Below are 17,974 nucleotides of genomic sequence, written 5' to 3'. Positions count from 1 at the left end.
GCACAGCAGAGCCGTGAAGTACCGAGTCCGGTTCCACCAAAAAAAACGGGCGGGAAAACCCGCCCGACAAACGCCCTAAGGGCATCACAACGGAACCTTTTTGCATGAACAAGCACATCGACACAAGACCTTATGCCGGGTGGGAGCAACAAGAGCCCGACCCTGCCTTCGTTGAAAAGCATGCCGACGAAATTGACGATTGGCGACAGATCCGCGCCCAGGTCGCGGAAATCGCGATTGCCAATAGCTGGTCGAAGGCGGAGGTGACCCGCCGCAGCGGTATGAAGGAAGGCACTTTCTCACAATGGTTTTCCGGCACCTATCTGGGCCGTCTGGAAAATATGAACCGGCAGATGCGCCAATGGGTGACTGCAGTTCTGGAAGCGGCCGCCATGCCGGCCATTCCCACCTCACCCGCTTTCGTGCGCACACGCATTGCCAGCGAGATTGCCCAGACCCTGCAATGGGCGCAGCTGACGGCGGATCTCGTGATCATCACGGTTGCGGCTGGCAACGGCAAAACGATGACCTGCCGCCATTACCGGGCCACACACCCCCATGTGTACCACGCGACTGTAAGCCCTCACACGAAGACGGTTCACGGGATGCTGGTGGAATTGGCGGCAGAACTGGAAGTGCATGAGAACAACCCTGCCCGCCTCACTCGCGCCATCGGCTCCAAGCTCGGACGGATCGGCGGCGGCTCCCTCCTCATCGTGGATGAGGCGCAGAACCTTGTAGACGACGCAATCAACCAGCTGCGGCACTTTTCCGACATCTACCAGTGCGGCATTGCGCTGGTGGGCAACGAGGAAATCTATTCCCGCTTTGTCGCGCAGGTGCGTGGTCGCTCCTACGCCCAACTGAAACGGCGCATCGGCAAGCACCTGAAGCGCCAGAAGCCCTACACCGAAGACATCGCAGCCTACATCAACGCATGGGGCGTGACCGACAGCGATAGCGTGAAGCTGCTCACCGGCATTGGCCTCAAAGGCGGCGCGCTCGGCCAGATCGACAAGACCATGAAGCTCGCAACCATGATCGCCATCGGCGAGGAGCGCGAAGTGACGGTGAAGGACATCGAAGCCGCCTGGAAGAACCGCGACGTGGAGGACATGGCATGACCTCCGCAGCATCGCTTTCCTTCGAACTGGATCTACTGAAGCGCCAGTTTCAGCCGTTCGCGAAGACCGGCATTCACCTTGATGGACCTGAAGTGAAGCGGCTGGCCAGCCGGATCTCGCTGCTTTCCAAACTCTCCCGCAGCCTGGAAACGGAGCTTTCCATTCACCGCCTGACCGAGGCGAGCCGCAACCAGATGGGCATTATCGAGAGCCTGACGGATGAAGTCACCGGGAGCCTCATCCTTGCCGCCGAAGGCAATGTGATCCGCCCGGATTTCACCAAGGGGCCACGCCGATGATCGAAGCTGTGCAGGAACTGGTCGAGATCCGCGATCGCATCAAACCGGCTGTGCATGGCGGGCTTCGCCTTTCCAGCGAAGACACCGTGGTGCTGGTCGCCAAGCTGAACACAGCCATTGAGCTTGTTCGCGAAACCGAGGACGAGCGGCGCGTGCTGGATCTTGCCCTGAAGGCCCGCAAAGTCGGCAAGCCAAGGCTGAAGCTGATCCCCAACTCCCCAAACAGAAAGAACTGACCATGGAAGCCGTACTCATTGAACAGACCAACCGGACTGATGGCGTGATCATCATCAACGGCCGCGAATACATGCCTGACGCGAAGGGCAGCCTTATCCCGCTCAATCTGGTCAAGCCACAGCACAAGCTTGAAGACGAAACGGTGCGCAAGATCATGAGCTATGCGCTGGATCTGAACGCCCAGATCCGCCGCTTTCGGGATCACACCATGGTTGACCTTGGCACCTTCGACGCCCTGCTCCAGCAGGAATACGGCGCAAAGATCGGCGGCGCGAAGGGCAACCGCACCTATCAGACGCTTGACGGGTTGATGAAGGTTCAGGTGCAGGTCGCGGATCTCGTTGACTTCGGGCCGGAGCTTCAGATTGCGAAGAAGCTCATCGACGAGTGCCTGAATGAATGGTCTGCCGATAGCCGCCCGGAAATTCAGGCGCTGGTGACGGATGCTTTCGACACCGACAAGGAAGGCAAGATCAACCGCTCAAAGATTTTCATGCTGCTGCGCCACGCCATTGAGGACGAACGCTGGCAGCGGGCAATGGACGCAATCCGCGACGCCATGCGCGTGACCGGCTCAAAGGAATATGTTCGGTTCTATACGCGCCAGACGCCGGAAGATGGCTGGCAGGCGGTTACGATCGATCTGGCGAGGGTGTGAGAGATATAGGAGATGAAAGAACCTAACCTCCGCTTCACGATCACTGTAGTATGTAAGCATGCGAGTGTGGCTCGCGTGTTATTTCGCGATCAGTTTTCCGCAAGTCACCAATTAGTCACCCGCCTCTTTGAGCTCCAGCTCAAACATTTTGCTAGGGCTAGGCAGTTTGTAAGCTTTAGCCATCTGCTCAAGTTCCACATTGGCCTTCCGAAGGCAAGTACGCAATTGAACAAGGGATTCGCAGATCGCAGAGATCGGCTCCTTTTCTTGTCCGTCCTGTTCAAATGTGGTCCAGCGTTTCATGCTCATCGAAGCGCCACTTATGGTTCCCAGCGACTCTCTCATGCTCGCGATAGCAAGAGTCAATTCTGCGCTAAAAAGGTCACTTGTCTGTCCGAACACGGGCTCGTTGATGATCCGACTGATCCGCGCTGGAACAGAGCCACGTGCTTCGGGATCGTATATACCATTGCTGGGGTTATCACGGTGTTCTTCGGCTTCCTTAATAGCCAAATCGGCATCCTCCGGAAGCTTCGACAACTCACCTCCCCAGATCCGAAGCAGTCGTTCCACTCTGAGAGTATCCGCGCCCAATGTCAGATCTATCAACTGCTCATGGCGCTGTTGCGCTCTTTGATCAGTTCGGATCATGACTCCCACTGTAACCCCTGCGGCAAGCACGGCAAGCACGCCGGTCACCAACGTCTGATAATCATAAAAGAAATCTTGCGAGCAACTACCACTACTGCCGAGCCATGTTTCGATCACCCCACTCAATCCTTGAGGTCTATATCTCTCACACAGCAGATTTCGTGTAGGTTCGAAGGCTATAAACACCACGATCAAAACAGCCATGAAAAACACAGTAGCTACTATGGTGAGGGGACTTGGCTGCCACTCATCTTTGCTCATTCATTAGCCCCTTCTTCTCGCTTGTTGCTCTCACGGATTGATGGCGCAACCCTCGTGAGAGGTAAAGTGGCATGACCTCATCGCTTACGACTCTCCACATAGCAAAAAAGATGCTTGGCCTGGATGAGAACACGTACCGCGCAAAGCTCGCCAACATCACCGGCAAATCATCAGCCAAAGACATGACCGAGGCCGAGCGGCAGAAGGTGCTGACGGTGTTTTGTAGCGAAGGCTTCGAACCCACTTCGAAGCCTTCAAAAAAGCTCCTTCAGGGCAAATACGCCAAGAAGCTTCAGGCACTCTGGATCGCCGGTTACAATCTCGGTGTGGTTCGCGACCGGCGTGATGCGGCCTTGCTCGCCTTCGTAAAGCGGCAGACAGGCATCGACCACACGCGCTTTCTTCATTACGCGGATGATGCACGAGCCGCAGTTGAAGCCCTCAAAGGCTGGCTGCGGCGCGAAACTGGCGTGATGTTTGGCAACACCAACGGTTACGACTGGCTTGCCAAGGACGGCGCAAAGATTGCCTGGGCGCAGTGGAAGATCCTGCACCCAGAGGCGGATTTCATCGCCTGCCAAGGGTTCGACCAGCGCGTGAGCCGCTTGCTAGGCGAGCAGACCATCTATCTGGCGAGCGTGGCCGCCAGCCAGTGGCAGATCGTCATGAACGATCTCGGCCGAGAGATCCGCAAGGCGAAGCCATGAGCGAGGATCTGACCCGGGAACTGCTGGATACGCTCGGCGAAGACGGCTTCTTCCGCCTTGTGGAAGCCCATGCTGGGATGCGCCTTTATGTTCCGGCAGATCCGGGCCGATCCGAGTTACCGTCAACCATTGGCGACGATGCGGCACACCGTCTTTCCAAAATGTTTGCGGGCGGCTATGTACGGGTACCACTCGCCAGAGAGTTTCGCGCCATCCGATACCACAAGGCAGGTGCAACGAACCGCGAGATTGCCCGGCATCTCGGTCTGACCGAAGGCGGGATCGACCGCCTCCTTCAGCGGGCGCGTTCGAAAAAGCTGGTCGACAAAAAGACCCGCAAAGATCCCCGACAAATCGAGATGTTCTGATGATACCGTCCTTGGGCGGCATGATAAGCTGAAACCAAAACAGGCATTTTCGCTCCAGATCGCAACTCGCGCTGGAGCTTTTTTATGTCGAGCTGGCCCGCTCAGTCGAACGCCGAACAGTTCTTCGGCCGCAATATCCGCACCTCGAAAGGCGTTGCCGGACCCGATCCGGCGTGGGAACGGGCGAACCTCGTTCTTGTCGCAATCCCGTGGAAGGCGGTTGCCGCCTGGGATAAGTCCCTCAAGCTCAAATCCTTCCGGGTTCACCGCCTCGTTGCTGAAAGCCTCTCCCGCATCCTGAACCGGATCTGGGAGGATTTCGGGAGGGACCAGAAGGCTATTGAAGCTGCCAATCTGCATCTGATCGGCGGCGGCTATAACTGGCGGCAGATGCGCGGCATCGCCCGCCTTTCCATGCATGCCTATGGCTGCGCCGTCGATTTCGATCCGGACCACAATGGCCTTGGCGATCCGACACCCGCCATGGACCCGCGTGTGGTTGCAGCTTTTGAGGCTGAAGGCTGGATCTGGGGCGGGCGCTGGTCGGTCCAGCGGCGTGACGGCATGCATTTTCAGGCGGCTGTTGTCTGATGCAAAAGCCCTCTTACACCACCTCGAAGCAAACGCTCTGGATCTCGCTCGGCATGGCCTGGGCGGTGATCCTTGCGCTTGCGATCGGCGCGGCAGTCAATGGACAGGCTGTTGAGTTCGGCACGATCGCCGTGCCGAGCATGGTCGCGCTGATTGCCGCCCTTCTCGGCATCCATCGCGGCTTCGGTTCGCTGGATTACCGGGCAGCAAACCACCGGGCGCGCGATCAGCCGGACGGTGACCACCCATGATCGCGTTGTTTCAGAAAGTGGCCACGCCGCTGGTCATTCTGTCGGTGATGACGGGGTTTGCTGCGCTGCTGGGATTGCTGGCCCTGCGCACAGTCGAGGTCATGGTCTCGGATGCGCGCGCCTCGGCCATCAGCGAACGGGATGCGCACTGGCAGGCCGAGATCTCGAAATCAGAAGCCGCGGTTCAAAAGCAGATTGCCGAAAACCTCAAACATACTCTGGCCACCGATCAGGCCGCCCGCGCGCATGTGGCGGCAGTCGAGGCCCAATTTTTCCAGTTGGAGAATGACAATGCGGCATTGCCGACCACTGATGCTTGTGGCCTTGGCCGCGATCGTGTCCGCCTGCTCAACAGACAGTGAGCCGAAGTCGACCGTGCGCACCGTTATCGTGACACCGGAAATCCCGGCAGAAGCCAAGAACCCCTGCGCCGCACCCGTCACGCTTCCTGATCGTGACCTCACCCAAGCCGAAGCAACGCCGCTCTGGGGTGCCGATCGGCGTGCGCTGCGCGTTTGCGAAACCCGCCGTGCCGCAGCCGTCAGAGGCGCGCATGTACAGTGATTTCGACCGGGAAATCGGCGAGTTGCGCGTCGAGCAAGAACGACAGGCAAGGATCGATGCGGCACGCGCCGCGCTGAAGCAAGAGGGCCGCGACGAGTGCGAATGCGGCGCGACCATCTCACTGGCACGTCGCCGTGCCTGCCCCTCCGCCATGCGTTGCCTGGAATGTCAGGAGATCGCCGAACAGGAAGCCTTACTCAGATGACATTCGATCTTGCCGTAACCGGTGGCCTTGTCGCGCTCGCCGTCTCCGTCCTCAACCTGATTGCTCATATCCGCACCATGATGAGCCAGGGCGAGAAGAAGCTCGATGAGCGCGTTTCGAAGATCGAAAGCAAGCTGATCGATCACGATCGTCGCGTGCAGGCGATCGAAGGCGAGCTGAAGCACCTTCCCGATCGTGACATGGCGCACCGGCTGGAACTGGCCGTCGAGAAGATGAGCGGTCGCCTCGACACCATGGCCGAAACGCTGAAACCCATCCGCGCCACGACCGAGCGCATGAACGAACTTCTGGTGGAGCAAGCGAAGAAATGACCCTTGGCATCGACTACGCAAAGAAAATCCGCGAAGACGCGCGCCTGATCATCCTTCGCGCACTTTCGGAACAATCAAACGATACGCTGGCGAGCAACGTCCTTCAGGACATCGTGTTGCCGGTTTTCGGTATCCGGCAGGATCGCGCCTGGGTGCATCAGCAAATCGACTATCTGGCAAACCTTGGCGCTGTGTCTGTCGTCACCGCTGGCACAGTAAAGGTCGCGAGTTTGACGCTGACGGGCAAGCGGCACATCGACCGCGCCGAGGGGCTTGTTCTTGAAGGCGTAACCCGTCCTTCGCTTTCGGGAGAATGACCATGGCCAAGGGTCGCGGTCGCCTGACTGCCATTGACCAGTTGCCGGATGAGTGCGAGCCGATCGTCAGCTGGGCGGCTCAAGAGCTTGCCGACCGCACACGCACACAGGTCGAGATCTATGGCGAGTTCAAACAGAAGCTGATTGCCATTCAGGGCGAGCAAGGCATTGATTTTGACATTCCGTCTTTCTCGGCCTTCAACCGCTACAGCGTGCGGCTCGCCATGGTCTCGCGCCGTTTGGAACAAACCCGCGAAATCGCTGCGACCCTATCGGAACGGATGGACGCGGCAGGCTCTGACGATCTGACGCTGATTGCGGCGGAAGCCATCAAGACGCTGATCTTCGAAGTGCTTCAGGATGCCGGTGAAGGCGGGATCTCGCCGAAGGGTGCCATGGAACTGGCGAACGCGCTGCGCGCTGCCTCGTCCGCACAGATCTCCTCATCGAACCGCCGCCTGAAGCTGGAAGCCGAACAGCGCACCCGCCAGGTGGAAGCCGACATGAGGGCGAAGGCCGAGAAGGCGCTTGATGTGCTTTCGAATGAGCCCGGCATTTCCAGGCAAGCCATTGCGCGCGCACGCCGTGAGTTCCTCGGCGTTCGTCCCAAGAAGAAGGACGAGGCCGATGGCTGAAGTGACGCTTCCCCAGGGCGCATGGGTCGATCCTCCGGTCCTCGGGCGCAATCCCGAGGATCTTCCGTCAGAACTGCCGCGTGGTGGCGAGATCCCGGACGATCTCGATCCCTTGGCGGAGGGCGTTCTGATGGCGCACCAATCGGCATGGCTGGCCGATGAGAGCGACCTGAAGGTTTGCGAGAAAGGCCGACGCACCGGCATTACCTTTGCCGAGGCGCTGGACTGCACCCTGATTGCAGCGGCCAAGCGTTCGGCAGGCGGGCAGAATGTCTTCTACATCGGCGACACCAAGCCGAAGGGCCGCGAGTTCATCGGCTACGCTGCCCATTTCGCCAAGGTTGTTGCCAAGGAAATGCTGACGATCGAAGACGGGATCTTCTTCGATGTCAAAGAGGATGGCACGACCAGGGCAATTGCCAGCTACGTGATCCGCTTTGCCTCCGGCTTTCGCATCGAAGCCCTCTCGTCACGACCAGAAAACATCCGCGGCCTTCAGGGCACTGTAGTTATCGACGAAGCCGCCTTTCACCGGGATGTGCGCGACGTGCTGGATGCCGTCAACGCTTTGCTGATCTGGGGCGGTCGCATCCGCGTGATCTCCTCCCACAACGGCATCAACAGCCCGTTCAACGAGTTGATCAAGGAAGCCCGCGCAGGCAAGAACGGCTTTGCGGTTCACACCTATTCCTTCGGTGATGCGGTCACCAATGGCCTGTTCAAGCGCGTCTGCCTGATCAAAGGCGAAGACTGGACGGCAGATAAAGAAGCAGCCTGGGAAGCAAAGATCCGCAAATCCTATGGCAGCCGCACCGCCAAGATGAAGCAGGAGCTGTATGCGATCCCGGCCGAGGCGGAAGGTGCAGCACTCACCCGCGTTCTGATCGAAAGCTGCATGAGCCGGGATCTGCCCGCCGTGGTGCGCTGGGATAGGCCCGACGAATTCAAGAATTTGGAAGATTTCGAGCGCGAGGAACAGGCTCAAGAGTTCTGTGAAGGCATTTTGAGACCACTTCTAAAGGCTCTCAATCCCGATCTCGAACACGTCTTCGGGGAAGACTTTGCCCGTTCCGGCGACAAGACCGCCGTCGTTGTCTTCGAAGTCGGCTCCGATCTGATCCGCCGCGCGCGCCTCGTCGTGGAACTGAAGAACATTCCCTTCGATCAGCAGCGCGACATCCTGTTCTTTATCGGTGACGGCCTGCCCCGCCTTGCCGGTGGTGCGCTCGATGCGCGTGGCAACGGTCAGTATCTGGCGGAAAAGGCCCGCCAGCGCTGGGGCGAATGCATCCATGAAGTGATGCTGTCGGCCAAGTGGTACGCCTTGAGCATGCCCGCCTATATCGAGGCTTTCACGGACAAGAGTCTGCTCTTGCCCTTCGATGCCGACGTGCTGGCTGACCACCAGGCGCTCGCCTACGTGAACGGCATCATCAAGGTTCCGGACGAACATTCTAGCAAGGGTGTCGATGGCTATGACCGGCACGGTGACACGGCACCTGCAGGCGCGCTTGCGTGGTTTGCCTCCTGCCAGGATGCAATCGCATACGAGTACCAGACCAACCGCAAGACCGCTTCGAACGCCATGGGCCATAATGGCGGCCCGCCGCTGGACGAGGACCGGCGTGGCCGCAGCATGGATGTTTACCTGAGGGGATCGCTCTGATGGGCAAGAAGAAGAACAAGAGCCTGAACCGCGCTGAGACAAGCAAGCTGGCCACGCCGATCATGGACGAGGTCGCCACGCCGCAGGTGGGTGGCGTGCGCCAGGTCGTGTCCGGCCATCCCGCCGATGGGATGACGCCGCAGCGCCTGGCGCGCATTCTTCGCGCCGCAGCCGAAGGCGAACCGGAAGCCTATTTCGAACTGGCGGAAGACATCGAGGAGCGTGATCCGCATTACCTCTCGGTGCTTGCCACCCGCCGACGCTCGGTGTCGCAACTGCCGATCACGGTAAAGCCCGCATCCGATAGCACCGAGCATAAGAAGCACGCCGCCCTTCTGCAAAGATGGGTGGACAAGCGCGTCTTGCGCGCCTCGCTTTTCGATATGCTTGACGCCATCGGCAAAGGCTTGTCCATCCTCGAAATCGACTGGAAATACCAGGGTGGCGACATGCTGCCCCATCAACTGATCTGGCGGCCGCAGCGCTGGTTCACCTTCGACAGGGCCGATGGCGAAACCGTGCTGCTTCGTGACGGAGTGGCGGGTATTCCGCTCGTTCCCCACAAGTTCGTCATCCATCGGCACAAGTCGAAGTCCGGCCTCACCATCCGCTCCGGCATTGCACGCGTGGCGCTCTGGGCGTGGATGTTCAAGAGCTTCACGACGAAGGACTGGGCGATCTTCTGCCAGAATTACGGCCAGCCGATCCGCATCGGCAAATACGGACGCGGTGCGACCGAGGCCGAAAAGGATGTGCTGTGGCGGGCAGTCTCCGGCATTGCCGGTGATTGCGCCGCCATCGTGCCACGAGAAATGTTGATTGAGTTTCACGAGGTCGGATCGAAGAGCAGCTCGACTGACATGTACGAGCGCCGGGCCGACTGGCTGGACCGCCAGACATCCAAGCTCGTTCTCGGCCAGACCACGACCACGGATGCCGTCTCCGGTGGTCATGCCGTCAGTCAGGAACATCGTCTCGTCCAGGAAGACATTGAAACCGACGATGCCGGTATGGTCACCGACACCTTGCAGCAGCAGCTCGTGCCGCTGATCATCGATTTCAACTTCGGCCCTCAGGAGGTCTATCCGACGCTGATGGTCGGCCGCCCTGATGAAGTGCCGCTCGGCGTTTTTGCGGAAGCCTTCGACAAGCTGGCAAAGCACGGCCTCACTGCTGAAGAAACCTATATGCGCGACCGGCTCGGCATTCCGACGCCGCAGCCTGGCTCCATCCTGATTGGCGGCCGTGCGCCAGAGCCACCAAGAGACACTTCGGCCAAGGCGGCGCTCAACAGCCTGTTCACCTCTGCACATGCGGCCGGCGGCAAGGATGACGTCGAAGCGCTCTCCGAGCGGCTTGAAGAGGAGGCCGCTGAAGCGCTGGATGGAATGCTCGATGATGTCCGCAAAGCCCTGGTTGACGCAACGGATCTTCGCGATGCTGCTGACCGTTTGGCAAAGCTGGAACTTTCGCCCGATGCTCTGGCCGAGGCCATGGCACGCGGCATGGCTTTGGCGCATCTGGCAGGTCAGGCAGCGCTGATCGATGACATCAAGGGCCGATCATGAATTACGGCCCTCTGGCGCGTTTTGCCTGTCTTGAGGTAACATCGACGCACTTAAGGGGCAAACACGCGCCTGTGGCCTTTGAAGCGGCTTCGAAATCGATCTCAACTTTGATTGCTCGGATGAATTCGGCGGGAGCGGCGCTCGACCTGCCATTTGATGAAGCTATAGCATTCTTTCGGGACAAAGTCTCTACGCCGACTGAAAGTTGGCGTGACGTGTGGGACGCGGCCCATTCGAAGATGTTCATGGTGGCCGGTGCCAACTCGAAGGCCATCGTGGACGATTTCCGCGCCGAGATCGACAAGGCGCTGACGCAAGGCACGACGCTAGAGGAGTTCCGCAAGGGCTTCGACCAGATCGTCAAGAAACACGGCTGGTCCTATAAGGGCGAACGCGGCTGGCGGACGAAGACGATCTTTGAAACCAATCTGCGCACCGCCTATGCAGCGGGCCGCTATGCCCAGATGACCGAGCCGGACACGCTCGCGACCTTCCCCTACTGGCAATACAATCATTCGGGCGCGCTGCACCCTCGCCTTCAGCACAAGGCATGGGACCAGAAGATCTATCCCGCCAACGATCCATTCTGGGTGACGGCCTATCCGCCGAACGGGTTTGGCTGTGGCTGCTTCGTCATTCCGATCTCTGCCTCGAGGCTGAAGCGGCTGCGCAAAAGCGGGCCTGATCGGGCTCCGGAACTCGACCAGCTGGGCACCGATCAGCCGCTCGGCGTTGATCCAAGCTTTGCCTACAATCCGGGCATGGCCTGGCTGAAGCAGACGGCTCCCGGCCCGAAGGCGGTTTCCGCAACCGAGGCTAATATCGCCGCCTTCGTCAATTCGGCGCTGAAAGGCAAATGGCCGGATGGCTCGTGGACGCCGGTTGCCGTGGCCGACAAGACAATGGCCTCGACGTTGGAAGTGGCGACAGGAACGGAAGTGCGTCTTTCGGCCGATACGATCCGCAGTCACGTCAAGCACGAGATCGCCACACCAGATGCCTACGGCGTATTACCGAAGTGGCTGACCGAGCATGGTAAGCTGATGCGAGACAAGGCCGGACGGTGGTCGTTCGTGGGAGAATATGACGGCGTTCTCTACCGCGCAGCAATTAAAACGGTCACCAAGGGAGACCGCCAGGAGATCTGGCTCACGTCACTTCGACGCACCAACATCAACCAGGTTGCCAGAGAGTTTGGGAAATAGACGCGCCGGGGAGCCGGAAATGCAAATCCCAATCCGCCTGAAGGCGGTCCTTCCTGGTCGGCGCGTCTGACTGCAATCATAGCGCAACTTCGCGGAAAGGCAAATATGAGCGGCGTTTCCATTTCTGTGACAGTTCAGGATAAGGCAGTGCGCGAAGCGTTCCGCACACTCGCCTTCCGCATGGGCGACACGCGGCCCGTCATGGCCGCGATCGGAACCGAACTGGTCGCCTCCACACATATGCGGTTCGTGTCGCAAAAAGATCCCGACGGCAATGCCTGGATGGCATTGAACCGGTCCTATGCGGCCACCAAGCGCAACAGCCGCATCCTCACCGAAAGCGGACGGCTGCGCGACAGCATCAATGCAAAAGCCGGGCAGGATGAGGTTCGCGTCGGCACGAATGTGATTTACGCCCGCGTCCACCAAGAGGGTGCCACCATTCGCCCGAAGGATGCCTCCGCGCTCGTCTTCTTCATCGGCGGAGATCTGGTCAAGGCAAAGAGCGTCACCTTGCCGCCGCGCCCCTTCCTCGGTATATCTGTGCAAGACGAAGCGTCGGTCGCCGAGATCGTGTTTTCCTTCGTCGAGCGCTATCTCCCGCGATGATCCGGCTTCATGCCCGCCAAGGCGGGCATGATATGAAACGCGCCCGCATGGCACTTTCCGGCCATGCCAAAGATCATCAACGCCCTCCTCATTGCTCTTCATTCCGCTGACGGCCAGGTGCCGGAATGGCTGCACCTTCTGCCGTCCTCTGAGTTCAAGGGCGTGGACGGTCGCGGGCCATATGCCGCCCCGGATCTGGCGGCGCTGATTGCCACCTTCAATTCCGAAGGCCGCAAACTTCCGGTCGATGAAAACCATTCGATCGATCTGGCGGGCAAGTCCGGCCATCCTTCGCCTGCGCGGGGCTGGATCGTGGAATTGCAGGCGCGCGGCGACGGTCTCTATGGCCGCGTCGAATGGACGACTGAAGGCGAAAGCCTCGTGAAGGGCAAATCCTATGGCTACCTCTCGCCGGTTTTCATGCACTCGGCGGCAAAGCCGTACCGCATCGGCAAGGTGCTGCGCGTGGCGCTCACCAATGATCCCAATCTCGATTTTCTGACTTCCCTCCACCACCAACAGGAGAGCGATATGCTCGAACAGCTCCGGAAGGCGCTTGGCCTTCCCGAGACCGCGACCGAGGCCGAAGTCCTCAGCGCCGTCTCGACCATGCATTCCGCCCATCAGGCACAGACCGCATTGATGGGCAAGATCCGCACCACTGTCGGCGTGGCAGCTGATGCGACCGGCGACGCACTGGTGACGGCGCTTCAGGCCAAAACCAAGCCCGCGCCATCCGAGGCTGAGAATGCCGACCTTCTTCAGCAGGTCACTTCCTTGCAAAGCCAACTGGCAACCCTTGCCACCCAGACGGCGAAGGATAAGGCAACCACCGCCATCGAGGCTGCGATCCAGGGCGGCAAGATCGTGCCCGCGCTCAAAGATCACATGATTGCCCGGCACATGAAGAACCCGGAAGAGGTCGAAGCCGAGATCAAGCTCATGCCATCGCTCAACGCGGGCGGTCTTGGTGGCCACCGTCAGACTGAAGGCGATGGCGCACTGTCGGAGGAAGATCGTCAGGTCGCGGCCATGATGGGCGTGGACGAGAAGACCTTTTCCGAGCGGTCCAAGGCACTTCACGGAAAGGGCAACTGACATGGCTGCAACTGACGACATTCGTGCGCGCAAGAAACCCGGCCTTGGCCGTCGCTACGCCTATTCTGTCTTGGGCGGACAGAAGATCTTTGGCGGTGCTGCGGTCGGCATCACCGCCAATAGAGAAGCCGTGCCTGCCGGTCATGCCTCTGCCGTCAAGCTGATCGGCTTTGCCGAGGAGCGCGCCGACAATTCGGGCGGCGCGACCGGCGATCTGTCGGTGACGGTCGAGAAGGATGTGCGCCTGATCCCGCTTGCCGGTGCAACCGGCGCCAACATCGGTGCCACCGTCTACGCCTCGGCCGACGACACGTTCACGCTGACCGCCGGTTCGCTTCTGGCGCTTGGCACCATCGACGCCATCGACGCGGACGGCGTCTGGCTCAAAACCCTCTGAGGATCTGATCCATGGATATCAACGCCAGCACGCTGCGCGCCATCTATACCGGCCTGTCTACGGCCTTCAATCAGCGCTTTGGCTCTGTCCAGTCGCTCTATCAGACCGTCGCCATGACCGTTCCTTCCACCACGGCCATGAACGAATACCCGCGCCTGGACGATCTTCCGGGTTTTCGCGAATGGCTTGGCGACCGCGTCGTTCATGACCTTGGTGCGCAGACCTATGTCATCCGCAACAAGACGTTTGAGAAGACAATCGCCATCAAGCGCGAACAGATCGAAGATGATCAGCTTGGCATCTTCACGCCGGTGGCTGGCCAGATGGGACAGGATGCAGCCGAGTTCCCGGATCTCCTCTGCTGGCCGCTGTTCAAGAACGGCGAAACGCTCAAATGCTACGATGGCCAGTATTTCTTCGACACCGACCATCCCGGCTACAATGAGCAGGGCAATCAGATCTCGGTTGCCAATTTTCAGGATGGACCGGGTCCGGCCTGGTATCTGGTCGATGACGCCCAGGTGCTGAAACCGCTGGTCTACCAGACGCGCAAGCCCTTCACGCTGACACCGCTGCAAAGCCCCGACGATCCGAACGTCTTCTTCCAGGGCAAGTTCATCTGGGGCGTGGATGGCCGCTCGAATGCGGGCCTAGGCCTCTGGCAGACCGCCTACAAATCGAAGGCCACGCTGAACGAAGCCAACCTGACGACGGCGCTGACCGCCATGAGCACCATCCGCCGCCGCTCCGGTCAGGTGCTGAACATTTCCGCCAAGAAGCTGCTCGTGCCGCCAGCGTTGGAAGTCACGGCCCGCAAGCTGGTGGAAGCCGAACTGACCAATGGCGGCGAAACCAACGTCATGGCGAAAATGGTCTCCGTCGTGAAGGTTCCCTACCTCGCCTAACCAGAACTCCGGAGGGGGCAGCAATGCCCCAACCCGCCGCCGGTCTCCTCCTCCCACTGGCGGCGGGCTTTCAGAAAGCGGCTCCAGTCCGAGCCTCTTTCCAGAAGCCCGCAAGAAAGAGAACACGATGTCGAAGAAAATCCAGATCATCTGCACCTCGCCTGGCATGCGCCGCAACGGGATCGCTCACCCGGCAACCGCCTTCTACGACCAAGGCCAATGGAGCGAGGCGCAGATCGCCGCCTTCCGCTCTGACCCGAACTTCACCGTTCGCGAGGCAGATGAAAACGAAAACACGCAGACAGCCGACGATTTTGAGGCCCGCGTGAAGGCGGAAGTTGATGCCCGCGTCCAGGCCAAGGTTGATGAGTTCGCCAAATCTTTCGACCAGGCCGTGAGCGATGCGGTGGCCGATCGAACCTCTGCACTGAAGGCGGAACATGACAACGCGATCGATACGGCGGACAAGGCACTGAGTGCCGAGCAGGAGAAGGTCAAGACGCTGGAAGCCAAGGTCGCGACGCTTGAGAAAGCAGCCGAAAAGCAGCCAGCCAAGAAGTAACCCCGACAGACACGCCGGAAGATTCGAGCCATGTACGCCACCGTTACCGACATGATTGCCCGCTTCGGCGAGACGCACATGATCCGGCTCTCCCGCCCCGAAGATCGCCAGGCGGATACCGTCGATGCGGAAAAGATAGAGCGGGCCTTGAGCGACATTTCCGGCGTGATCGACGGCTATATCCGCGGACGTTACCTCGTGCCGATCGCCAGCCCGCCCGCCGAGATCGTCCGCGCTGCCTGCGTGCTTGCCCGCTACGAGCTCGCCCAGGGCGAACACATGGAACCGTCCGAGGAGATGAGCAAGGCGCGCAAGGAAACGATCACCTGGCTTGAAAACATCTCGAAGGAACTGATCAATCTCGATGTGCCCGCAGCGCTCCCCTCCGGCCCGGCCGTTGGTTCCGGCCCGCGCATGTCCGACCGCCCGCGCATCATGTCGCTCGATAGTCTGAGGGGCTTTTGATGCTCGATATCCAGTACACCAACATCCGCAAGATGGAGCCGATGCTGACGGAACGCCTGCGGCTCGCCTTTCCCGAAAAGACCTTCGCCATTGAGCGCGTGCCCCAGGTGATGACGGTGAAGGAGTTCGGAAGGCTCTCGCAGCTCTCACCTTTCATCGGTCTCGCATGGGTGGGCTTTCGCGCGGCCAGTGACAGCGGGCGGCTTTTGAAGGGCTATATGCTCTGGCGGCTCATCCTCATTTTCAAGGCTTCGAACGGTCTTCAAACCCGTTTCAAAGGCGATGCGAGAGGCCTTGGCCTGGATGCCATGATTGATGTCTCGGTGGCGCTGCTGCACGGCTGGACGATCCCGATGACCGGCCACGTCGAGGTCACTGGGGCAAACAGCGTGATCGCCGATGGCTGGAGCGACGACGACGTTGTGATCGCCCAGGTGGATTTCCAGATCCTTTGCGCCGTCTCGCCCGCAAATCTCAACCTCATCACGCCGGAAGATTTTCGGGCGCTCGCCGTCGACTGGATGGTCGAACCGGCTCCCGACGCAATCCCGGTCACGGACGAACTTCCCGAGGAGCCAACCCCATGACTTTTCTCAAAGCGGCAGAGGGCCGCACCGTGGATCTGCCAGACGGCACACCTCTCCCGAGCGAGGGGATGGATCTCGAGGACAGCCTCTTTGTCCGTCGCCGGATCGCAGATGGCGATCTGATTGCAGCCGAACGACCATCGGCCCTTCAACCTGACCCCATTGAACCGGCCTCCGACACGGCCGACGCCAAAAAGCCCAAAGGAGGCAAATGACCATGGATTTCGATGAAATCCCTTACGACTGGCTGGAGCCCGGCACCTTCCTCGAAGTCAAGCCGAACTATCGCAACACCGGTGTCTTCGCATGGCCGGAAAAGGCGCTGATCGCGGGGCAGAAGCTGGCAACCGGCACGCTTGCACCCGGCGCTATCGTGGAAATCACCCGCGCCGATGAAGGTATTGCCCTTTTCGGCCGCGGCTCGATTGGCGCAAAGATGGTGAAGGCCTTCCGTGATGCCAACCGCACCACGCCCTTGTTCGTCACCGCCCTTGCCGATGCCGGCGGCGCAGTCAAGGCAACCGGCTCTTTCACCTTCGTTGGTGCTGTCGTCTCGGCTGCGGTCCTGCGCTTCAAGATCGGCGGACGGCCGGTGCGCTTCACCGCACTTGCCGCCGACAACGTCTCGGCCATGGCAACCAAGCTTGCCGCTGCGATCAACGCAGATCCGGACATGGAAGTGACAGCGACAGCAGCCGCGGGCGTCGTCACCTGCACGGCCCGCCATGGTGGCGAGGTCGGCAACGAAATCGATCTTCGTGTCGATACGGCGGTGCAGCCGGTTCCCTCGGGTCTTACCGTCACGGTTGCGGCCATGTCGGCAGGTGCTGGCAATCCTGACATCCAGCCGGTTCTCGATCTTCTGACCAATACATGGATCACCAAGATCGTCATGCCCTGGGCTGATGCGACCAACGTTCCGAAGTTCGCGACATGGCTTGCATCACGCTACACGGCGATGTCCAAGCTCGACGCGCATGGCTTCGTCTTCAAGCGCGGCACGTTCGGCGAGCTTTCCACCTTCGGCAGCCTGACGAATTGCCCGTTCCTCACCTGCGGTGGCCTGAAGTCCTCACCCACACCTGCCTATGCAATTGCAGCCGCAGCCATGGGTATTGCAGCCTTTCATCTCACCAATGATCCGGCACGCCAGTTGCGTTCGCTGGTCCTGCCAGGGGTCGAGGCACCTGCACCTGCCGATCAGTTCCTGGACGAGGAAAAGAACCTGCTTCTCAATCGCGGGATCTCGACTTTCGAGCACTTGTCGGACGGCACGACGACGATCAGCCGCATGATCACGACCTACAAGACAAGTAACCTTGGTGTCGCCGATCGCGCCTGGCTCGACATCATGGTGCCGGTCACACTCTCGCGTATCCGCTATGACTGGGCGCTCTACGTGTCGCTGATGTATCCGCGCGCAAAGCTCGTGGATGATGCAGCGGTTGCGGCCTTTGTCAGCCGCAGCGACGACGACACCGATCCGGGCACGGCTGTTGTCACAGCCGATCGCATGCATGCCTCCTGGGCGGCGCGCTGCAAGCTCTATGGCGAGAAGGTCTGGATCGAAGATGTCTCGCGCACGGTCAGGGAAAGCGTTTTCCAGCGTTCGACCGATGACCGCAATCGCCTTGAAAGCCGCCAGCAGATCCGCGTCGTCGGCAATCTGATGGTGCTTGCGGGCGCTCTCGAATTTCAGGTTTAGGAGGTTT

The 17,974-nt window shown here is 60.0% G+C and carries 27 protein-coding genes; 26 read left to right on the top strand and 1 reads right to left on the bottom strand.

Annotation, left to right across the window (positions count from 1 at the left end; all coding sequences use genetic code 11):
* Window positions 1-104 precede the first annotated feature (104 nt).
* The 4 genes from AC0JZ1_RS06880 to AC0JZ1_RS06865 are packed head-to-tail and all read left to right on the top strand — an operon-like array spanning window position 105 to window position 2,318.
* Window positions 105-1,124 (top strand): AAA family ATPase, encoded by a 1,020-nt coding sequence (locus AC0JZ1_RS06880; RefSeq protein ID WP_471881672.1) that lies wholly within the window; start codon window positions 105-107, stop codon window positions 1,122-1,124.
* A complete protein-coding gene (locus AC0JZ1_RS06875; protein WP_471881671.1) occupies window positions 1,121-1,423 on the top strand; it encodes a hypothetical protein in 303 nt (100 codons plus the stop codon). The genes AC0JZ1_RS06880 and AC0JZ1_RS06875 overlap by 4 nt, the downstream gene beginning before the upstream one ends.
* Complete coding sequence (locus AC0JZ1_RS06870) at window positions 1,420-1,659, top strand: hypothetical protein (RefSeq protein ID WP_471881670.1); 240 nt, start codon at window positions 1,420-1,422, stop codon at window positions 1,657-1,659. Before AC0JZ1_RS06875 ends, AC0JZ1_RS06870 begins: the two co-directional genes overlap by 4 nt.
* 2 nt (window positions 1,660-1,661) lie before the next feature.
* On the top strand, window positions 1,662-2,318 hold the full coding sequence (locus AC0JZ1_RS06865; RefSeq protein WP_471881669.1) for a DUF3164 family protein: 657 nt from the start codon (window positions 1,662-1,664) through the stop codon (window positions 2,316-2,318).
* A 111-nt stretch (window positions 2,319-2,429) separates the two neighbouring features.
* On the opposite strand, the gene AC0JZ1_RS06860 is transcribed toward AC0JZ1_RS06865, so the two are convergent.
* Window positions 2,430-3,230, bottom strand: coding sequence for a hypothetical protein (locus AC0JZ1_RS06860; protein ID WP_471881668.1), 801 nt, complete (start codon window positions 3,228-3,230; stop codon window positions 2,430-2,432).
* 71 nt (window positions 3,231-3,301) lie between these two features.
* Here AC0JZ1_RS06860 and AC0JZ1_RS06855 point away from each other — a divergent pair, with 71 nt between their 5' ends.
* From AC0JZ1_RS06855 to AC0JZ1_RS06750, 22 genes are all read left to right on the top strand, one after another.
* A complete protein-coding gene (locus AC0JZ1_RS06855; RefSeq protein WP_471881667.1) occupies window positions 3,302-3,937 on the top strand; it encodes a regulatory protein GemA in 636 nt (211 codons plus the stop codon).
* Window positions 3,934-4,305 carry a hypothetical protein gene (locus AC0JZ1_RS06850; protein WP_471881666.1) on the top strand — a complete coding sequence of 124 codons (372 nt, stop codon included), beginning with the start codon at window positions 3,934-3,936 and terminating at the stop codon, window positions 4,303-4,305. Before AC0JZ1_RS06855 ends, AC0JZ1_RS06850 begins: the two co-directional genes overlap by 4 nt.
* 84 nt (window positions 4,306-4,389) lie before the next feature.
* Window positions 4,390-4,896, top strand: coding sequence for a M15 family metallopeptidase (locus AC0JZ1_RS06845; protein WP_471881665.1), 507 nt, complete (start codon window positions 4,390-4,392; stop codon window positions 4,894-4,896).
* Complete coding sequence (locus tag AC0JZ1_RS06840) at window positions 4,896-5,147, top strand: NAD(P)+ transhydrogenase beta chain (RefSeq protein ID WP_471881664.1); 252 nt, start codon at window positions 4,896-4,898, stop codon at window positions 5,145-5,147. Before AC0JZ1_RS06845 ends, AC0JZ1_RS06840 begins: the two co-directional genes overlap by 1 nt.
* Window positions 5,144-5,509, top strand: a complete 366-nt coding sequence (locus tag AC0JZ1_RS06835; RefSeq protein WP_471881663.1) for a hypothetical protein — start codon at window positions 5,144-5,146, stop codon at window positions 5,507-5,509. The genes AC0JZ1_RS06840 and AC0JZ1_RS06835 overlap by 4 nt, the downstream gene beginning before the upstream one ends.
* Before the next feature lie 13 nt (window positions 5,510-5,522).
* On the top strand, window positions 5,523-5,711 hold the full coding sequence (locus AC0JZ1_RS06830) for a hypothetical protein (protein ID WP_471881662.1): 189 nt from the start codon (window positions 5,523-5,525) through the stop codon (window positions 5,709-5,711).
* Window positions 5,701-5,916, top strand: a complete 216-nt coding sequence (locus AC0JZ1_RS06825) for a TraR/DksA C4-type zinc finger protein (protein ID WP_471881661.1) — start codon at window positions 5,701-5,703, stop codon at window positions 5,914-5,916. Before AC0JZ1_RS06830 ends, AC0JZ1_RS06825 begins: the two co-directional genes overlap by 11 nt.
* Entirely contained in the window at window positions 5,913-6,248 is a 336-nt protein-coding gene (locus AC0JZ1_RS06820) for a DUF2730 family protein (RefSeq protein ID WP_471881660.1), read from the top strand. The genes AC0JZ1_RS06825 and AC0JZ1_RS06820 overlap by 4 nt, the downstream gene beginning before the upstream one ends.
* Entirely contained in the window at window positions 6,245-6,565 is a 321-nt protein-coding gene (locus tag AC0JZ1_RS06815; protein ID WP_471881659.1) for a VpaChn25_0724 family phage protein, read from the top strand. The genes AC0JZ1_RS06820 and AC0JZ1_RS06815 overlap by 4 nt, the downstream gene beginning before the upstream one ends.
* Window positions 6,562-7,200: a phage protein Gp27 family protein gene (locus tag AC0JZ1_RS06810; RefSeq protein WP_471881658.1), complete on the top strand. Its 639-nt coding sequence runs from the start codon at window positions 6,562-6,564 to the stop codon at window positions 7,198-7,200. Before AC0JZ1_RS06815 ends, AC0JZ1_RS06810 begins: the two co-directional genes overlap by 4 nt.
* Window positions 7,193-8,866 (top strand): hypothetical protein, encoded by a 1,674-nt coding sequence (locus AC0JZ1_RS06805; RefSeq protein ID WP_471881657.1) that lies wholly within the window; start codon window positions 7,193-7,195, stop codon window positions 8,864-8,866. The genes AC0JZ1_RS06810 and AC0JZ1_RS06805 overlap by 8 nt, the downstream gene beginning before the upstream one ends.
* A complete protein-coding gene (locus tag AC0JZ1_RS06800; protein WP_471881656.1) occupies window positions 8,866-10,434 on the top strand; it encodes a DUF935 domain-containing protein in 1,569 nt (522 codons plus the stop codon). The genes AC0JZ1_RS06805 and AC0JZ1_RS06800 overlap by 1 nt, the downstream gene beginning before the upstream one ends.
* A complete protein-coding gene (locus tag AC0JZ1_RS06795; protein WP_471881655.1) occupies window positions 10,431-11,639 on the top strand; it encodes a phage minor head protein in 1,209 nt (402 codons plus the stop codon). Before AC0JZ1_RS06800 ends, AC0JZ1_RS06795 begins: the two co-directional genes overlap by 4 nt.
* Before the next feature lie 105 nt (window positions 11,640-11,744).
* Window positions 11,745-12,248, top strand: coding sequence for a phage virion morphogenesis protein (locus tag AC0JZ1_RS06790; RefSeq protein ID WP_471881654.1), 504 nt, complete (start codon window positions 11,745-11,747; stop codon window positions 12,246-12,248).
* A 63-nt stretch (window positions 12,249-12,311) separates the two neighbouring features.
* On the top strand, window positions 12,312-13,346 hold the full coding sequence (locus AC0JZ1_RS06785; RefSeq protein ID WP_471881653.1) for a phage protease: 1,035 nt from the start codon (window positions 12,312-12,314) through the stop codon (window positions 13,344-13,346).
* 1 nt (window position 13,347) lies between these two features.
* Window positions 13,348-13,743 carry a hypothetical protein gene (locus AC0JZ1_RS06780; protein ID WP_471881652.1) on the top strand — a complete coding sequence of 132 codons (396 nt, stop codon included), beginning with the start codon at window positions 13,348-13,350 and terminating at the stop codon, window positions 13,741-13,743.
* An 11-nt stretch (window positions 13,744-13,754) separates the two neighbouring features.
* Window positions 13,755-14,648, top strand: coding sequence for a Mu-like prophage major head subunit gpT family protein (locus AC0JZ1_RS06775; RefSeq protein ID WP_471881651.1), 894 nt, complete (start codon window positions 13,755-13,757; stop codon window positions 14,646-14,648).
* Window positions 14,649-14,775: 127 nt separating this feature from the next.
* Entirely contained in the window at window positions 14,776-15,210 is a 435-nt protein-coding gene (locus tag AC0JZ1_RS06770) for a hypothetical protein (protein ID WP_471881650.1), read from the top strand.
* A 30-nt stretch (window positions 15,211-15,240) separates the two neighbouring features.
* Window positions 15,241-15,675, top strand: a complete 435-nt coding sequence (locus AC0JZ1_RS06765; RefSeq protein ID WP_471881649.1) for a gp436 family protein — start codon at window positions 15,241-15,243, stop codon at window positions 15,673-15,675.
* Window positions 15,675-16,262: a hypothetical protein gene (locus AC0JZ1_RS06760; protein WP_471883376.1), complete on the top strand. Its 588-nt coding sequence runs from the start codon at window positions 15,675-15,677 to the stop codon at window positions 16,260-16,262. Before AC0JZ1_RS06765 ends, AC0JZ1_RS06760 begins: the two co-directional genes overlap by 1 nt.
* The gene (locus AC0JZ1_RS06755) at window positions 16,259-16,477 is read left to right on the top strand and encodes a DUF2635 domain-containing protein (RefSeq protein WP_471881648.1); all 219 of its coding nucleotides are present in this window, start codon (window positions 16,259-16,261) and stop codon (window positions 16,475-16,477) included. Before AC0JZ1_RS06760 ends, AC0JZ1_RS06755 begins: the two co-directional genes overlap by 4 nt.
* A 2-nt stretch (window positions 16,478-16,479) precedes the next feature.
* Window positions 16,480-17,967 carry a phage tail sheath subtilisin-like domain-containing protein gene (locus AC0JZ1_RS06750; RefSeq protein WP_471881647.1) on the top strand — a complete coding sequence of 496 codons (1,488 nt, stop codon included), beginning with the start codon at window positions 16,480-16,482 and terminating at the stop codon, window positions 17,965-17,967.
* Window positions 17,968-17,974 lie beyond the last annotated feature (7 nt).

It is taken from the genome of Affinirhizobium capsici (assembly GCF_977018625.1).
Note: the sequence above shows the minus strand (reverse complement) of the source record. Positions and strands in the feature narration are given on the sequence as shown.

Bases quoted from the DNA above. Each gene is read 5' to 3' on its own strand.
- AC0JZ1_RS06810 (WP_471881658.1), top strand. From the start codon at position 6,562: ATGACCATGGCCAAGGGTCGCGGTCGCCTGACTGCCATTGACCAGTTG.
- AC0JZ1_RS06760 (WP_471883376.1), top strand. From the start codon at position 15,675: ATGCTCGATATCCAGTACACCAACATCCGCAAGATGGAGCCGATGCTG.
- AC0JZ1_RS06800 (WP_471881656.1), top strand. From the start codon at position 8,866: ATGGGCAAGAAGAAGAACAAGAGCCTGAACCGCGCTGAGACAAGCAAG.
- AC0JZ1_RS06845 (WP_471881665.1), top strand. From the start codon at position 4,390: ATGTCGAGCTGGCCCGCTCAGTCGAACGCCGAACAGTTCTTCGGCCGC.
- AC0JZ1_RS06865 (WP_471881669.1), top strand. From the start codon at position 1,662: ATGGAAGCCGTACTCATTGAACAGACCAACCGGACTGATGGCGTGATC.
- AC0JZ1_RS06860 (WP_471881668.1), bottom strand. From the start codon at position 3,230: ATGAGCAAAGATGAGTGGCAGCCAAGTCCCCTCACCATAGTAGCTACT.
- AC0JZ1_RS06770 (WP_471881650.1), top strand. From the start codon at position 14,776: ATGTCGAAGAAAATCCAGATCATCTGCACCTCGCCTGGCATGCGCCGC.
- AC0JZ1_RS06875 (WP_471881671.1), top strand. From the start codon at position 1,121: ATGACCTCCGCAGCATCGCTTTCCTTCGAACTGGATCTACTGAAGCGC.
- AC0JZ1_RS06840 (WP_471881664.1), top strand. From the start codon at position 4,896: ATGCAAAAGCCCTCTTACACCACCTCGAAGCAAACGCTCTGGATCTCG.
- AC0JZ1_RS06835 (WP_471881663.1), top strand. From the start codon at position 5,144: ATGATCGCGTTGTTTCAGAAAGTGGCCACGCCGCTGGTCATTCTGTCG.
- AC0JZ1_RS06765 (WP_471881649.1), top strand. From the start codon at position 15,241: ATGTACGCCACCGTTACCGACATGATTGCCCGCTTCGGCGAGACGCAC.
- AC0JZ1_RS06775 (WP_471881651.1), top strand. From the start codon at position 13,755: ATGGATATCAACGCCAGCACGCTGCGCGCCATCTATACCGGCCTGTCT.
- AC0JZ1_RS06790 (WP_471881654.1), top strand. From the start codon at position 11,745: ATGAGCGGCGTTTCCATTTCTGTGACAGTTCAGGATAAGGCAGTGCGC.
- AC0JZ1_RS06870 (WP_471881670.1), top strand. From the start codon at position 1,420: ATGATCGAAGCTGTGCAGGAACTGGTCGAGATCCGCGATCGCATCAAA.
- AC0JZ1_RS06750 (WP_471881647.1), top strand. From the start codon at position 16,480: ATGGATTTCGATGAAATCCCTTACGACTGGCTGGAGCCCGGCACCTTC.
- AC0JZ1_RS06805 (WP_471881657.1), top strand. From the start codon at position 7,193: ATGGCTGAAGTGACGCTTCCCCAGGGCGCATGGGTCGATCCTCCGGTC.
- AC0JZ1_RS06815 (WP_471881659.1), top strand. From the start codon at position 6,245: ATGACCCTTGGCATCGACTACGCAAAGAAAATCCGCGAAGACGCGCGC.
- AC0JZ1_RS06785 (WP_471881653.1), top strand. From the start codon at position 12,312: ATGCCAAAGATCATCAACGCCCTCCTCATTGCTCTTCATTCCGCTGAC.
- AC0JZ1_RS06850 (WP_471881666.1), top strand. From the start codon at position 3,934: ATGAGCGAGGATCTGACCCGGGAACTGCTGGATACGCTCGGCGAAGAC.
- AC0JZ1_RS06820 (WP_471881660.1), top strand. From the start codon at position 5,913: ATGACATTCGATCTTGCCGTAACCGGTGGCCTTGTCGCGCTCGCCGTC.
- AC0JZ1_RS06780 (WP_471881652.1), top strand. From the start codon at position 13,348: ATGGCTGCAACTGACGACATTCGTGCGCGCAAGAAACCCGGCCTTGGC.
- AC0JZ1_RS06755 (WP_471881648.1), top strand. From the start codon at position 16,259: ATGACTTTTCTCAAAGCGGCAGAGGGCCGCACCGTGGATCTGCCAGAC.
- AC0JZ1_RS06825 (WP_471881661.1), top strand. From the start codon at position 5,701: ATGTACAGTGATTTCGACCGGGAAATCGGCGAGTTGCGCGTCGAGCAA.
- AC0JZ1_RS06795 (WP_471881655.1), top strand. From the start codon at position 10,431: ATGAATTACGGCCCTCTGGCGCGTTTTGCCTGTCTTGAGGTAACATCG.
- AC0JZ1_RS06880 (WP_471881672.1), top strand. From the start codon at position 105: ATGAACAAGCACATCGACACAAGACCTTATGCCGGGTGGGAGCAACAA.
- AC0JZ1_RS06855 (WP_471881667.1), top strand. From the start codon at position 3,302: ATGACCTCATCGCTTACGACTCTCCACATAGCAAAAAAGATGCTTGGC.